This window comes from Paenibacillus naphthalenovorans, from assembly GCF_001465255.1.
Lineage (GTDB): Bacteria > Bacillota > Bacilli > Paenibacillales > NBRC-103111 > Paenibacillus_G > Paenibacillus_G naphthalenovorans.
The window spans coordinates 3,221,333-3,234,932 of sequence record NZ_CP013652.1 but is presented as its reverse complement, the minus strand read 5'-3'; the positions used below and the strand labels follow the sequence as shown (position 1 = coordinate 3,234,932).

Genomic DNA, 13,600 nt, shown 5'->3' with positions numbered 1-13,600 from the left:
TGCATGCTAAATGACGGGTGCTTTTTGATTCATCATTGTTCATTGTATCGCTCTTATCCGTCAAATGCCATCCTAAAAATTTGCAGTACGCTTGTCAGTATCGTAAAGTGGTAATGGAGGATATGATTGAGCTGTGGCGGCAGCCTGAGCGGGAGTTTCGGTATGCCGCGCCGTTAAACGATCGCAGCAAAGGAGAGGGAATGTCCATGAATGAAGCCATTCATAAACTGATGAATCACCGGTCCATACGCAAATTTAAACAGGAGCCTGTCACCAAGGAACAGCTGGTGACGATTATCCGTGCGGCCCAGATGGCCTCCACATCCAGCAATATGCAGGCGTATAGTGTGATTCAAATCAATGACCGGGATAAAAGAAGCCGGCTGGCCGCACTTGCGGGGAATCAAGCCTATGTCGAGGAATGCCCCGTATTTTTGGTTTGGTGCGCAGACTTGTACCGGCTCAAAACCGCCTGCGGGTTTGCCGAGGGAGAAGGGTATATCGGTACCACGGAAAATCTGGTTGTCGCCATAACAGACACAGCCCTGGCTGCCCAGAACGCCGTCGTGGCCGCGGAATCCATGGGGCTCGGAGCCGTCTATATTGGAGGAATCCGCAACCAGATCAAGGAGGTATCCGCTTTGCTGAAGCTGCCGGAATATGTGATTCCGGTGTACGGCATGTGTCTCGGCTACCCGGACCAATCCCCTTCGATCAGGCCGAGGCTGCCTTATGAGGCGGTTTTGCATGAGGATGTATACTCGGCGGAGAATTATGAAAATCTGATTCAAGCCTACGATGAGACAATGAAGCAATATATGCTGGATCGAACAAACGGCACTAAAGATACGAATTGGACGCAGGCCATGCAAGTCAAACTGGGTACGCCGTCCCGATTGCATATGAAGGAATTCATCAGCTCGCAGCGGTTTTGGGATCACGACCGGAAAGCTCCCGATTCCAAAGCGTAATGCGGCTCTGGCTTGTTCTCCAACCCCCGCTTACTTTCTTTCTGCAAATCCGTTATAATAATAGATCAGCAAGCTTGAAAGGAGCTACAGCCCTATGGCAGGAAGAAAAGAGGACGAGCTGGAGCTGACGCTGCTCGGCAGCCAGCAAACTCGATACCCGATGACTTATGCGCCCGAGATGCTCGAATCGTTCGATAACAAGCATCCGTACCGCGACTATTTTGTAAAATTCAATTGTCCCGAATTCACGAGCCTTTGTCCGATTACAGGGCAGCCGGATTTCGCGACCATCTATATCAGTTATATTCCGGACCGCAAGATGGTAGAGAGCAAATCGCTCAAGCTGTACCTGTTCAGCTTCCGCAATCACGGCGATTTTCATGAGGACTGCGTGAACATCATCATGAACGACCTGATCAAGCTGATGGATCCCAAGTATATCGAAGTTTGGGGCAAGTTCACTCCGCGCGGAGGAATCTCCATCGATCCGTACTGCAATTACGGCCGGCCGGGAACGAAGTATGAGCAAATGGCGGAGCACCGCTTGCTGAATCATGACCTGTATCCGGAAAAGGTAGACAACCGTTGACCGGTAAGAGACTCCGGGTTTACATGGCTTTGGAGACTCCCGGCAATAAAATGAACCGTGAGCCCGTTGGAAGCGGGTATCACGGTTTTTGTTTGCTATCATATTTCCGTGTGCTGCGATGTTCCGCTTAAGGTCGGCTTCATTATCAAAAATTCTTTATCCCGCAAGGGTTTTAAGGCACTTTTGTTGAATTTATCTGCAGAAAAACATTGGAATACGGCAAAACTCCATTAAGTAAACAAAAGAGGGATGACGGATGATTCATCAACATAATAGACTGCCGCTTTATATACAATTAAAAGAATGGATTATTACCCAGATTGAAACGAAAAAATTTAAAAGCGGCGAGAAAATTCCGACGGAGCATCGGCTTTCGGAAATGCATGAAATTAGCCGCCCGACCGTCAGACAAGCGCTTGCCGAACTGGTACAAGAGGGTTATTTGGAAAAAAGGAGGGGGTTGGGAACCTACGTTGCCCGCCCGATGTTTACGGGAAAAGCGTCCATATTGCGCACATTCGGCGAGGATATGGAAATGATCGGACTAAACCATAGCGCAAAGATGATTTCCAAAAAGCAGTATAACGCCTCCGTTCCATTGGCAAATGAATTGAATATAGAGCCGGACAGTCCGGTATTTGAAATCGTTCGTTTAAGATTGGCAAATGGAACACCTCTGGCCATTCGAACCTCCATTATCCCCAAAGCGTTTGATCCCGAATTAATGAATAAGGACCTGGAGAATTATGGGTTGTATGAAATGCTGGCTAAATCGAATCACTTCCCCAGCCACTCCAAGCAAAAATTCCAAGCTGTTGCGGCTACGAAAGAAGAAGCGGAACTTCTGCTCGTCAAAGCTGGAACGCCGTTGATGCTGTGGAAAGGGGTGGTATACACAACAAATAATCAGCCGATAGAAAAGGTGAAGATTGTCTACCTTGGCTCACATTTTAGCTTTGAAATCGATCAAATACGGCTTGAATCGAATGTTCATTTTACGAATATACCGGCGAATAACGAATAAGATACATTTCTCGGATTCTCATGTTAATAAATATAACATAAATATACGATCATAAGTTTAACTTAATAATTTATGTCATTATTTATTACAAATATGTTTACAAAAAATGCAATTGATATTATAATTAGGGCATATATAAACGGTGTTTCAAGTATTATGTATCATTATGTGTAATAAAAATTAACAAAAATATGCTGAATCATCCATTATTTTTTTAGTGATAGTTGTAAAGACAACTTAACAACTCGGAGGGGAAGATCAATGGTCCTGAATTTTGTTGAGAGCCGGAATGAGAATGTAAAAACGAAAAGCGCCATTGCATTACAAGGAGTCAAGAAATGGTTTTATGATCAAGAGGGAAATATGGTTCAGGTAATCAAAGATATCACGCTTGAGATTAAGGATAAGGAATTTATCAGCATTGTTGGACCGAGCGGCTGCGGGAAAAGTACGATGTTTAACATCATTGCCGGTTTGCTCGAACCTTCGGAAGGCCAGGTCAGTGTTCACGGACATGATGTTTCATCATCCACGGGGCATGTCGGCTATATGATGCAAAAAGATTTGTTGTTTCCTTGGCGAACAGTAATCGAAAACGTAAGTCTTGGACTTGAAGTGAAAGGAAGATCCAGAAAGGAACGGGAAGAGTTAGCTTTGGAATATTTGGCCAAATACGGTTTAGCCGATTTTGCACACGCCTACCCTGCCACACTCTCTGGCGGAATGAAACAAAGAGTGGCATTAATCCGGACGCTCGTCATCAACCCCGACATTATTTTGTTGGATGAACCCTTTTCCGCATTAGATTATCAGACGCGGCTTGTGCTTGAGGAAGAAATCTTAACGATTCTGAGGGATTATGATAAAACCGTTGTTTTAATTACTCATGATATTGGTGAAGCCATCGCGATGTCTGACCGGGTAGCCGTTATGAGCCAACGCCCCACCTTTGTAAAAAAAGTATATGATGTAGGACTTGCCCAGGAGTACGGTTCGGCCATGAAGGCAAGGACAGATCCGCGTTATAATTCGTATTTTGACCAAATATGGGCTGATTTGGATATTCAAATAGGGAGGGAATCTTGATGGCCACACTGGAAACGGGAGTAAAAAAGGAAAGCATTTCAACAGTGTATGTAAAACCAAAAGAAAAAAAGAAAACACGCAGCCCTTTTCTGATTCTCAATTTTTATCGCATACTCATTATACTGGCCATCGTGGGATTATGGGAGCTTGCCGTTCGGTTCCAATTCGTCAATGCTTTCTTAATGGGTTCTCCGCAAGGCATATGGAGCGAAGCCATTCGACTCATCCAATCGGGGCAGCTGTTCACGGATACGATAGCCACTTTGTACGGGACGATTACGGGTTTTATTATCGGGAGCTTATTAGGTTCTGGCGTAGGGCTTCTACTATGGTATTCCGAGAGGGCTGCCAAAGTTATTGATCCGTTTGTTGTAGCGTTGAATGGCCTGCCCAAAATCGCGCTTGCCCCCATGATTATCATTTGGTTCGGCTCGGGCATCTTTTCAAAAATGGCATTGGCGACCATTGCCACCTTCATTGTTGCGCTTCTATCGGCGTACCAAGGTACCCATCAAATCGATTCCAGTCTCATTCATTTAATGAAATCGCTGGGCGCCACGAAGGGGCAAATATTCCGGAAAGTGGTCATTCCATCGACACTGCCATGGATAATTTCCGCATTTCGTTTGAATATCGGCTTTGCTTTGATTTCTGTTATCGGGGGTGAATTTATTTCATCGGATAAGGGGCTGGGCAGAATGATTTTTGTTGCCGGGAACCTCTTCAATTTGAATGTGGTATGGGTTGGGGTTTTGACGCTGATGCTTGTAGCGATCCTGCTGTATGCCATCGTGACGAAGCTGCAATCCAAATTGCTTCCATGGGAACAAGCTGAATTAGAAAAGACAAAATAACTTTCAACTGTGCGGGAGGAACCATACCATGAAAAAACCGTTTTTAATTCTTATCCTTTCGATTCTTGTGGCCGCTCTTGGAGCCTGTTCATCTGGAAATTCGGCTTCTCCTGCACCATTGACGAGTGCGGCGGAAGCGCCGGATCCGGCGAAATCCGATGCCAACAAGGAAATGGATACAGTGCTTGTGACAGAAGCGTTTCACACGCTCCTTTACTTGCCGCTGTACGTTGCGAACAAAGAGGGATTATTTGAAAATAATCATATCAAAATTTCGAATATCCGTTCTGCCGGTACAGGACCGACCGCCCTGGCCTCTGTTTTAGCCGGTGAAGCCCAATTTTCCGTACATGGACCGGAGCATGTCGGGTTTGCAAAGGAAAAGGGCGGTCATGCCAAGGCGGTAAGTGCCGTTGCCAATAGTGCTCCTGTATGGATTCTTGCCAATAAAAATGTAGCGTTTAATTCTCCTGAAGACTTGCGGGGAAAGCGGATTGTCGTCGGTTTGGCGCCCGGAACCTCCAATACATTGCTGAAACGGCTGTTACGCGATCATGGTCTTGATTTTACAAAGGATGTAACGGTGACGGAAGTGCAAAATGGCTCTGAGCTAGGGCCTGTCCTGGCAGGGCAGGCGGATATCGCTGTTGCTTATCAGCCGCAGGTTGAACAAGGTTTATCTCAAGGACTTCAATTAATTTATAACTTTACGGAAGAATATCCCGAGTATGCTTTCTCCACATTTAATACGTCCATTCAGTTAATGGAAAAAAATCCCGACTTGGTCAAACGCTTTGTGAAGTCGATGGATGAGTCGCTGAAATTCATTCACCAAAACCCCGAAATTGCAAAAAAAGTGGCGCGGGCAGAATTTCCCGAATTAGATGGCGAAGTAGTAGACAATGCTGTACAGCGTATGATCGACAGCAATGTGTATCCGCCGAACGCCAACATCACGGAAGAGGCCTTTAAAGTTGCCATCGATATGCAGAAATTTGTGGGCAACATCAAGACGGATATGAAGTATGAAGATATTGTGGATGCCAGTTTTATCCCGAATGAATAGACAGGAGAATGAAACCCTATGACTCTTCAAGTGGCAGGATTGCAGATTGGACCGTACCGGGACGGTGATGCGTACAATCATCGAATGGAGCGGTTGTCCGCTCTATTCGACCAGGCCTTGCAGGAAGGCAGGAAACCCGATCTGATTGTATTTCCTGAACTTATGACCGTTCCTTATTTTTGTACAACAGGCAGTGAAACGTTCTTTGAGCTGGCGGAGCCGGCGGATGGTCCAACCTTCTCCTATTTTTCCAAAAAAGCAAAAGAAAATAATGTTCATATTATCGCTACCATTTTTGAAAAAGCACAAGAGAAAGATGGAACGCGTTATTTTAACACGGCCATCGTCATTTCAAATCATGGCGAATTGCAAGGATATTATCGGAAAACGCATATTCCGAAGCTAACCCTTCCCACCTTAACGACGGACGAAACCTATTATTTTAATAGGGGCACTCATTTCCCGGTGTTTGATGTGAATGGCTATAAAGTGGGAATATTAATTTGTTTCGACCGCTCATTTCCGGAAGCCGCCAGGGCGCTTGCTTTACAGGGGGCAGATTTGATTGTAATACCCACCGCGGCTTCCGGAGACGACAGAAAGAAAGCATGGCTTGCCGAATGTCAGTCCAGAGCCAGAGAAAACGGGGTTTTTGTACTAGGCATTAATCGCGCAGGAGAGGAGCGCGCTGCAAATGTCGGCCGTTCCGGATTGAAGTTCTTTGGCTTGACTTGTGCATTTGACCCCATGGGTAATTCTTTAAGCGATGGTCTTGACGAAAATCCTTGGCAAATCATGTCTGTAACGTTGGATCCTAATCTTATACGCGAGACCAGAGAGCGGTTGAACCTGTTAAACCATCTTCAAGTCGATGTATATCATGCTTATTCAAAGGAAGTCCAAAAAGTCAGAAGCTTTCCAATCGAAAGAGAAATTACCCCTCTTTTTGGGCCCAAAGGAGTTGTAGGCATTGATTAAGACACAGCTGCAGCATTTAACGATTGCCAGTACGAATCAAATGTTAAAAAAAAGGGAAATTTCACCCACTGAATTGATTTCTCTGTTTTTCAAACACATTGAAAAATGGGAACCGCATGTAAAGGCGTGGGTTACCTTTCAGCAGGAAACCGCTATGGAACAGGCAAAAGCTTTAGAAATGAAAATGAAGACAATAGAAGAACTTCCCCCGCTATTTGCCATTCCTTATGGGGCGAAGGATATTATTTATACCAAAGGAATCCGGACGGAAGCCGGCTCCAACGTACTTAAAGGGTTTGTTCCTGAGACTGATGCAACAGTCGTTCATCGGTTGCAAAAGGCAGATGCCGTATTGCTTGGGAAAACAACGACAACGGAATTCGCCAACTGGGGAGGAGCCCCTGAAACCCGAAATCCATGGAATGTAAATCATACCCCGGGTGGATCAAGCTCCGGTTCAGCGGCCGCATTGGCGGCAAATATGGCATTGATGACGTTAGGTACGCAAACTGCGGGATCGTTATCTCGTCCCGCGGCTTACAACGGGCTTACCGTCCTGAAGGCGACGTACGGACGAATAAGCAAAGCGGGTGTGATTCCCGCAAGCTGGAGCCTTGACCATGTTGGCGCTTTGACGAAGACGGTGGAAGATGCAGTTCACGTCTACAATGTGCTGTCAGGCCCTGACCCAGACGATACGGCCACTTGGACTTTGCCTAAGCAAGCATTGAAAGTGCAAACCAATAAGGATTATACGGTCGGAATTGTCGTCGATTCCTATTTTCAGGATGCAGATTCTGAAATGGCGGCGGCGATTGAGAATGCGGTTCATTTGCTGCAATCATTGGGAATCAAAACCGTTCCCGTCCGCCTGCCCAAAAGCTTGGAGGCGGGCAATGCAGCCCACCATATCGTTATGAAATGTGAAACAGCAAGTTATCATGCCGATCAGTATGCTAAAGACCCATCCCGTTTTCATGCCTATTTGCAGCAATTTATTCGTGAAGGATTACAAATTAAAGCAATTGATTACTTAAAGGCCCAACGTATCCGTTCTGTATTTCGCCAGGAGTTATGCGATGTATTCAAAGATGTCGATCTATTGGTCACTCCTGCGACACCGTCGCCGGCTCCCGAAGGAATTAAAGAAACGGGTTCGCCCGCTTATAATTTGCCATTCACCAATGCAGGTGTGCCGACCTTAACGCTGCCGGTTGGATTTTCAAAGGATAAAAACCTCCCTCTAGGCATGCAGCTCATCGCTGCTCCAATGCAGGAACAGAAACTGGTTGATGTAGGCCATTTGTTTCAGCTGGAATCGGATTGGCACAAACAATCGCCTGAACTTGTCAATAAAGTCATATGATGATCATTGTGACCATGTTTGTTTTAGGAGTTGTGCTGGGATTTATTGGAGCGGGGGGATCCGGGTTTATTATTGCGGTGCTGGTAACCTTCTTTGACATCCCTATTTACCATGCTCTGGGAACAGCGGCTGCCGTGATGTTTTTAAGTGTTTTGACAGGGAGCTGGAGTCATTTTCGGGAAGGGAATTTGATCCTGAAACAAGGTCTTTTTATTGGCCTTTTCGGATCCGTCGGCTCTTATGTGGGTACTCGCATGACCAAAATCATTGACCCGGAAATATTAATGTATTTCACGGTAACCGCATTGGTTTTATCGGGGTTAATGATATGGTTAAAAACAAGGTTGATTTTGGAGCATTCTGCCGCGGAAGAGGTACAATTATATCCATTAAGATCGTCCATCATCGGTTTGGGAAACGGAATGATTTCGGGAACGTTTGGCATAGGGGCAGCTCCTTTTATTCAACTTTCCCTCCTGAAATGGCTTGGCTATCCAATGTTTGCGGCTGCCGGCACAACCATGCTGGTGTTAATACCCATTTCATTAGCGGCCTCTCTGGGATTTATGCAAAATGGATTCTTCGATTCATCATTATTTTTGAAGGTCGCTCTAGGTACGATAGTGGGTTCATATATCGGTGCAAAGCTGACCAAAAGACTTCCGCGAATTATCCTGCGATACGGCATGGTGGTTACGCCGGTCGTAAGTGCGATGCTTTTATTAATTCATCAATTGGATTAAAAAGAGGATGCCCCTCAGCAGATTTATCTGCTTATGGGACAACCTCTTTTTGCTTAAGATTGATTCATGTATTTTATTTAGGCAGGTGGGTGACCCGCTCGATCCGAAGCATGATTTGTTTGTCGAGCAGCTCCGGCTTGATCTTCGGATTGCCCGCATTGATTCTTGGAATTTCCAGCGGATGGCTGGCACGGGTCGCCATTTCGTTGACGATCGTAAAGGCATAGCGGATTCCGGCTTCGCTAATCCATTGTTGAGCGGTCTTGGAGAAAATTCCGAACGGATACGCATAGGCGTTTACTGTACGGCTGCCGCCATACAGCTCGTTCAGCTTCTGAACGCAAGCCTGGCTGTCGCTCTGTATTCGCTCATTGTATTGTTCCTCCGTCTCACCGTCGAGTCTGCCGGTCAGTGCGGCAAGGTTGTCCTTTTTATAATGGAGGTTGTCAGAATGGCATTGAAAATCGAACATGTCCTTGCGATAACTCAGCATTTCCCGAATCTGCTCTCTGGAAAGCGTTGGAATCATGGGAGCCGTCGGATCGTCCAAATCCGCAGTAATAATGAAATTTACGGCCGGGATATCCAGCTCTTTCAGGACGGGATAGGCATAGTCGTAGAAGCTTCGGTACCCGTCGTCGAATGTGACAAGCACTGCCTTATCGGGAACCGGAGCGCCCTCGTAAAATTTCTCAAACTCGCTTAATGAGATGAAGCGGTACCCCTTGGATTGAAGAAAGCTTAGCTGGTCGCGAAAAAGCGTGCTGGACACGGTGCTTGAGCTTTGGTCCGTATCATGCACATGGTGGTACATCAGAACGGTGACTTGGTCGCTGTAGCTTTCCGTCAGCTTGGGGCCCCACGTGTCGAATGCGCTGATCAAGACAGCCGCGAGCAGCAGCGCGGCGAATATATTTTTGGTCATGAAGAATCTCCTTCAGAGGGTTGGAAGAAAATAAAGCCTATAGTAAGTTATAGCGATTCTTCGACCGAATATCAAGCGCTCGGACTCATGTTTTTATACTTATTTTAACGTTCTCACTCGGCAAACCGGTCGGCCACTGAACTGGCGCCGAAGGATAACGGCTTGATTCGTGCTTCGTACCCCACGGAGGTGACCCAGCCGCAAATTTCCTGGATCAACACTTTGGTCTCTCCTTTTTGACCGATGTCGATATGGATCTCGAGAGGCCATGCGAGCAGAAGCTCGCCCATGCCGTTCTTATTCAGATGCTCCACCAGCTCCAGGCTAAGCTCAGTTTCCCGATAAATCCGCGAGCGCAGGTCGTGAAGCGGCCGGCTGTTCAGCTTGCGGTAGAAGAAACGGGCACCCTTGCCGATCCGATGAATGATCAGTGCGGTAACCAGGGTCGTCGAACGCTTCGTGGTGTGCGAATCGGTACCGATGACCAGCTTGTATTTTGCATCCGGGTCTTCCTTAACGTAAACTTGAAGCTGCGATACCATTTCATCAATGGAAACGGTACCCCATGTCGGGCTGACGAATAACATAAATCCCAACTCCTTAAGGCATATACGAAGCTTTTATTATTTATTTTACTCTAAAAAGCGGAGAAATAGTTTGTCCTCAGCCAAATTGTGTTTTTGTCGGCGTAAATTTTTTTTAAAAATTCCGAAAAATATATGTAAAATAACAATATTTCAGCATATAATATTAATGTAAGCGATTGCAGTCCCGAAGGAGGCTGGAAGCCATGGAGGGGAGATTGCCTGTCGGTTTGCTTATCGGAGTCATGCTCAGTATTCCGCTGTGGCTGTCTATGATCGGATGGATAAGACTAATAGGGTCGCTCTAGTTTTTTTGTCAAAGCTTCGCTTTATTTAACGGATATACCGCAAGGAATAATACCAGAGATTTTCATTTGTTGGATTGTTTGCATGAGACTATCGGTCTTAGGTCAGGGGTTTACGTTTACCTTCACCATTCAAACGTACTGCAGTGAAGACAAAATGGCCGTTCGGCTTTTAAGCCGGGCGGTATTTTTTTGCTTCATCGAGGCTTCATAACGAAATGCCAGGTGCTCTTACAGTTTGTCTCCAAAACCGTACTAAGCTATACTTAAGTAAGTGGATTTTCAATCAAGAGGGAGAGACAGCTGGATGGATACCATTACACATACACTGTTCGGTTTAACGCTTTATGGCGCTGTAGATAAATCCCGCATGACCCGCAGGGAGAAGCAGGCGCTCCTGTTCACGACCGTAACGGGCTCGCAAATTCCCGATATTGATGTGATCTCCGCTTGGTGGGATACGGCGGGGCGCTATCAGATGTGGCATAGGGGATTGACCCACTCGGTCTTTCTGGTGCCGGTTTTTGCGGCCCTGCTTGCGGGAATGGCCCGGCTTGTGTGGAAGGTCAAGGGCTGGAGCTGGTTTGTCATCGGCATGATTGCCGTGTTCATCCACAACACCAGCGATTTGTTCAACGCTTGGGGAACCGGCTATCTGGAGCCGTTTTCGACGGTACGCATTACCTTCGGCACCATTCCGATCGTCGATCTGGTATTCTGGGCGCTCATGCTTGGCGGATGGCTGTGGGTATTTTTTCGCAAAAGGAGCGGGCGGTTGAAGGTACCTTCGCACCGGGTGTACCGTACCGTATGGCTGCTGATTGCGCTGCACGTAGGATTACAGTCTTTCCAGGGCTATACGCTTTATCAGCAGGTGAACCATCAGTACGAACAAGTGGCGCTTGCCGCGGATTTTGTCCCCGGGACGTTTACGGTCATCGGAAAGCACGGCAATACGGTTGAATTGTCCAAAGGAACCGTATGGACAGGCATTCGGCCGGTGACACAACTGAAATCGAATGAAGATGCCGATCTGGAGGCATTGTTTGCCGCTAACCCCAAGGCCAAGACGCTGTACGAGTGGGCACCGTTCGTGGTTGTTGTAGAGGATGACAAGCGTTTGGGCTTGTACGACCCGCGCTTTTACCGCAACGGCCAATCGTTCCTCTTTGAATATATGGACAAGCAGGCGCCGTGATCACTCCTGTCATGCATTATCTAACAAAAACCGCCTCTTTTCCAGGCTGATGCCATGGAAAGAGGCGGTCTTTGTTGGTTCAAGCTTTAAGGCGTGTAAAAATTTTGTGTGTAGTAGATGTTCAATTTTCCGCCAAAGTAAACTCCGACACCCAGGTTTTTATAGCTGCCGAGTATATTTTTGCGATGGCCTTCCGAGTTCATCCAACCATGATGGGCGAAGATAGCGCTGGTTTGACCTGCGGCGATGTTCTCGGCAGCGGCGCGGAATTTGAGACCGTCCTGCTTCATTCGGTCGAACGGGCTTAAACCGCTTGGGTTCGTGTGGTCAAAGTAGCCCTTGGCAGCCATATCCTGGCTGTGTTTGCGCGCTGTCACAGCAATGGCATCGTCCCAGACAAACGGGGACAGTCCGAGCTTCGCCCGTCCTGCATTGGCAAGGTCGAAGCTTTGCCGCTCGTACGCTCTTGCCAGCGCATCGCTGGCCTGAGGGTAGAAGGTTTCCAGCGAAAGCTCCGTTGACTTGCCGATCACCTGAACTCCGGTGACGACATGGTTTAAGTGCACGTCGTAGAAGAAGGTAGCATAGGCGCCATTGATTTCATAGGTTCCGTACTCGCCTTTACCGTAATTCATCATAAAACGGGTGCTGCCCTTCTGAATGAACGAGACCGGGGCGCCGTACTGCTTTTCCACTTCGGCCTGGCTTGAACCGTCCGCTATGCCGCGATCGGTGCGCCAGTTGTTCGATGGCGAGTATAACGCAACGACTTTATTTCCACTAATGCCGATTTGCACGTAATCTTTGTAATCCTTGTTGTAAATATACCATTGGAAGCCGTACTCACTTGCGTCTTTACGGGCGGGAGCTCCGAGCTTCTGCGTCACCGAATCGACAGAGTCGCCGAGCGCAATACCCTTGACGGATATCGGCACGTCCGCAACCACTGAAACGCCGGGTTGCGGCTGTGCCGGTGCCGGCGCCGCATTCAAGCCGACGAATTTTTGCTTGATATTCCAAACAAACTGAACCGCTTCGGCGCGGGTTAGTTTGTCCTCTGCCTGATAGCCTTCGATCGTAGCAGCGGTTTTCCCTTGCGACAAGCCTTGATCCAGCAAAAAGCGGATGGAATCGTTCAAGCCCATCGTCCCTTTTTGGGTGGCGGCAATCAATCGGGCCACATATCCCCGGTTATACAAGTTTCGGTCAGGGCTGTTAAGAACCGGCCATTGCTGCTGCCGGGCATAATCATAATAAGGCTCGTACCAATCAGCGCCGGGTTGCGCCGAAGGGACTGGCGTTTCCGGATAAGCACGTAAAAGCATCGCAAGAAACTCGGGCTCGGAAACGACTTGGTCGGGACGGAACGTACCGTCCTCATATCCGTTGACAATACCATTGGCAGCTGCCCATGCTACAGATTTAGAGGCCCAATGGCGGGACATATCCTGAAAGCCGCTTAAACCTGCAGCCGCGGATGACGAAATGATGGATAGTATAGAAGTAACGCTTAGAACGACAGGCAGCGCGAAAGACAACCATCGTTTATTCAACTTGCATTCCTCCTCTTCCCAATAAAGTTCGTGTCCGGCTTGCCATATTAGTCGGTTTTCTATGCATGTACAACTATATACCATTTATTGGTAAAATTGTATTAGATTCATAGAAGCTCCGCGATTGGAGCGGAAAACAAAAGAACCGCCTGCTGCGCGGGGCAGCAGGCGGTCCTCGGTTTTGTTCTATACGTGGCAGCGCTATTTCTTTTTGCGGGTTTTGCGTGCTTCCGCGGCTTCACGGGATACCGTGTCTTCCGCCAGCTTGCCGCCGAATTGATCAAGGCGGCTGGGGCTGCTTGCAGGTCCGTCATTATCGGGTTTGCTGTTTCTTCCACTCATGAGCGATCACCTCCAT

14 protein-coding genes are annotated in these 13,600 nt (G+C 47.5%); 10 read left to right on the top strand and 4 right to left on the bottom strand.

All coding sequences use genetic code 11. The features are described from left to right. The first annotated feature begins 122 nt into the window (after positions 1-122). The 9 genes from nfsA to IJ22_RS15815 all read left to right on the top strand — a co-directional run bounded on the left by nfsA (position 123) and on the right by IJ22_RS15815 (position 8,677). Positions 123-971, top strand: a complete 849-nt coding sequence (gene nfsA / locus IJ22_RS15855) for an oxygen-insensitive NADPH nitroreductase (RefSeq protein ID WP_373864986.1) — start codon at positions 123-125, stop codon at positions 969-971. Positions 972-1,065: 94 nt separating this feature from the next. After that, positions 1,066-1,560, top strand: coding sequence for a preQ(1) synthase (queF, locus tag IJ22_RS15850; RefSeq protein WP_054819240.1), 495 nt, complete (start codon positions 1,066-1,068; stop codon positions 1,558-1,560). Between the two features lie 256 nt (positions 1,561-1,816). Then, positions 1,817-2,584: a GntR family transcriptional regulator gene (locus IJ22_RS15845; protein ID WP_062409512.1), complete on the top strand. Its 768-nt coding sequence runs from the start codon at positions 1,817-1,819 to the stop codon at positions 2,582-2,584. A gap of 261 nt (positions 2,585-2,845) precedes the next feature. Further along, on the top strand, positions 2,846-3,670 hold the full coding sequence (locus IJ22_RS15840) for an ABC transporter ATP-binding protein (RefSeq protein WP_062409511.1): 825 nt from the start codon (positions 2,846-2,848) through the stop codon (positions 3,668-3,670). Then, entirely contained in the window at positions 3,670-4,524 is an 855-nt protein-coding gene (locus IJ22_RS15835) for an ABC transporter permease (protein ID WP_062409510.1), read from the top strand. Before IJ22_RS15840 ends, IJ22_RS15835 begins: the two co-directional genes overlap by 1 nt. Positions 4,525-4,552: 28 nt before the next feature. Then, positions 4,553-5,590, top strand: a complete 1,038-nt coding sequence (locus tag IJ22_RS15830) for an ABC transporter substrate-binding protein (protein ID WP_062409509.1) — start codon at positions 4,553-4,555, stop codon at positions 5,588-5,590. 84 nt (positions 5,591-5,674) lie between these two features. Next, positions 5,675-6,568 carry a carbon-nitrogen hydrolase family protein gene (locus tag IJ22_RS15825; protein WP_235594143.1) on the top strand — a complete coding sequence of 298 codons (894 nt, stop codon included), beginning with the start codon at positions 5,675-5,677 and terminating at the stop codon, positions 6,566-6,568. Next, entirely contained in the window at positions 6,561-7,934 is a 1,374-nt protein-coding gene (locus IJ22_RS15820; protein ID WP_201023560.1) for an amidase, read from the top strand. The genes IJ22_RS15825 and IJ22_RS15820 overlap by 8 nt, the downstream gene beginning before the upstream one ends. After that, on the top strand, positions 7,931-8,677 hold the full coding sequence (locus tag IJ22_RS15815; protein WP_082660840.1) for a sulfite exporter TauE/SafE family protein: 747 nt from the start codon (positions 7,931-7,933) through the stop codon (positions 8,675-8,677). The genes IJ22_RS15820 and IJ22_RS15815 overlap by 4 nt, the downstream gene beginning before the upstream one ends. Before the next feature lie 73 nt (positions 8,678-8,750). On the opposite strand, the gene IJ22_RS15810 is transcribed toward IJ22_RS15815, so the two are convergent. Next, positions 8,751-9,602 carry a polysaccharide deacetylase family protein gene (locus IJ22_RS15810; RefSeq protein WP_062409506.1) on the bottom strand — a complete coding sequence of 284 codons (852 nt, stop codon included), beginning with the start codon at positions 9,600-9,602 and terminating at the stop codon, positions 8,751-8,753. 113 nt (positions 9,603-9,715) lie between these two features. Then, the gene (locus tag IJ22_RS15805) at positions 9,716-10,189 is read right to left on the bottom strand and encodes a ribonuclease H-like YkuK family protein (protein ID WP_054819231.1); all 474 of its coding nucleotides are present in this window, start codon (positions 10,187-10,189) and stop codon (positions 9,716-9,718) included. Between the two features lie 609 nt (positions 10,190-10,798). Between IJ22_RS15805 and IJ22_RS15800 the strand changes: the two genes are divergently transcribed. Further along, a complete protein-coding gene (locus IJ22_RS15800; protein WP_062409505.1) occupies positions 10,799-11,689 on the top strand; it encodes a metal-dependent hydrolase in 891 nt (296 codons plus the stop codon). Positions 11,690-11,775: 86 nt separating this feature from the next. On the opposite strand, the gene IJ22_RS15795 is transcribed toward IJ22_RS15800, so the two are convergent. Then, a complete protein-coding gene (locus tag IJ22_RS15795; RefSeq protein WP_062409504.1) occupies positions 11,776-13,242 on the bottom strand; it encodes a CAP-associated domain-containing protein in 1,467 nt (488 codons plus the stop codon). 201 nt (positions 13,243-13,443) lie between these two features. Then, a complete protein-coding gene (locus IJ22_RS26560) occupies positions 13,444-13,584 on the bottom strand; it encodes a hypothetical protein (protein WP_171005980.1) in 141 nt (46 codons plus the stop codon). Positions 13,585-13,600: the final 16 nt, after the last annotated feature.

What these genes read in the sequence shown, in the direction of transcription:
- IJ22_RS15825 (WP_235594143.1), top strand. Translation starts at nt 5,675, where the DNA reads ATGGAGCGGTTGTCCGCTCTATTCGACCAGGCCTTGCAGGAAGGCAGG.
- IJ22_RS15815 (WP_082660840.1), top strand. Translation starts at nt 7,931, where the DNA reads ATGATGATCATTGTGACCATGTTTGTTTTAGGAGTTGTGCTGGGATTT.
- IJ22_RS15805 (WP_054819231.1), bottom strand. Translation starts at nt 10,189, where the DNA reads ATGTTATTCGTCAGCCCGACATGGGGTACCGTTTCCATTGATGAAATG.
- IJ22_RS15835 (WP_062409510.1), top strand. Translation starts at nt 3,670, where the DNA reads ATGGCCACACTGGAAACGGGAGTAAAAAAGGAAAGCATTTCAACAGTG.
- IJ22_RS15810 (WP_062409506.1), bottom strand. Translation starts at nt 9,602, where the DNA reads ATGACCAAAAATATATTCGCCGCGCTGCTGCTCGCGGCTGTCTTGATC.
- IJ22_RS26560 (WP_171005980.1), bottom strand. Translation starts at nt 13,584, where the DNA reads ATGAGTGGAAGAAACAGCAAACCCGATAATGACGGACCTGCAAGCAGC.
- IJ22_RS15845 (WP_062409512.1), top strand. Translation starts at nt 1,817, where the DNA reads ATGATTCATCAACATAATAGACTGCCGCTTTATATACAATTAAAAGAA.
- IJ22_RS15830 (WP_062409509.1), top strand. Translation starts at nt 4,553, where the DNA reads ATGAAAAAACCGTTTTTAATTCTTATCCTTTCGATTCTTGTGGCCGCT.
- nfsA (WP_373864986.1), top strand. Translation starts at nt 123, where the DNA reads ATGATTGAGCTGTGGCGGCAGCCTGAGCGGGAGTTTCGGTATGCCGCG.
- IJ22_RS15800 (WP_062409505.1), top strand. Translation starts at nt 10,799, where the DNA reads ATGGATACCATTACACATACACTGTTCGGTTTAACGCTTTATGGCGCT.
- IJ22_RS15840 (WP_062409511.1), top strand. Translation starts at nt 2,846, where the DNA reads ATGGTCCTGAATTTTGTTGAGAGCCGGAATGAGAATGTAAAAACGAAA.
- queF (WP_054819240.1), top strand. Translation starts at nt 1,066, where the DNA reads ATGGCAGGAAGAAAAGAGGACGAGCTGGAGCTGACGCTGCTCGGCAGC.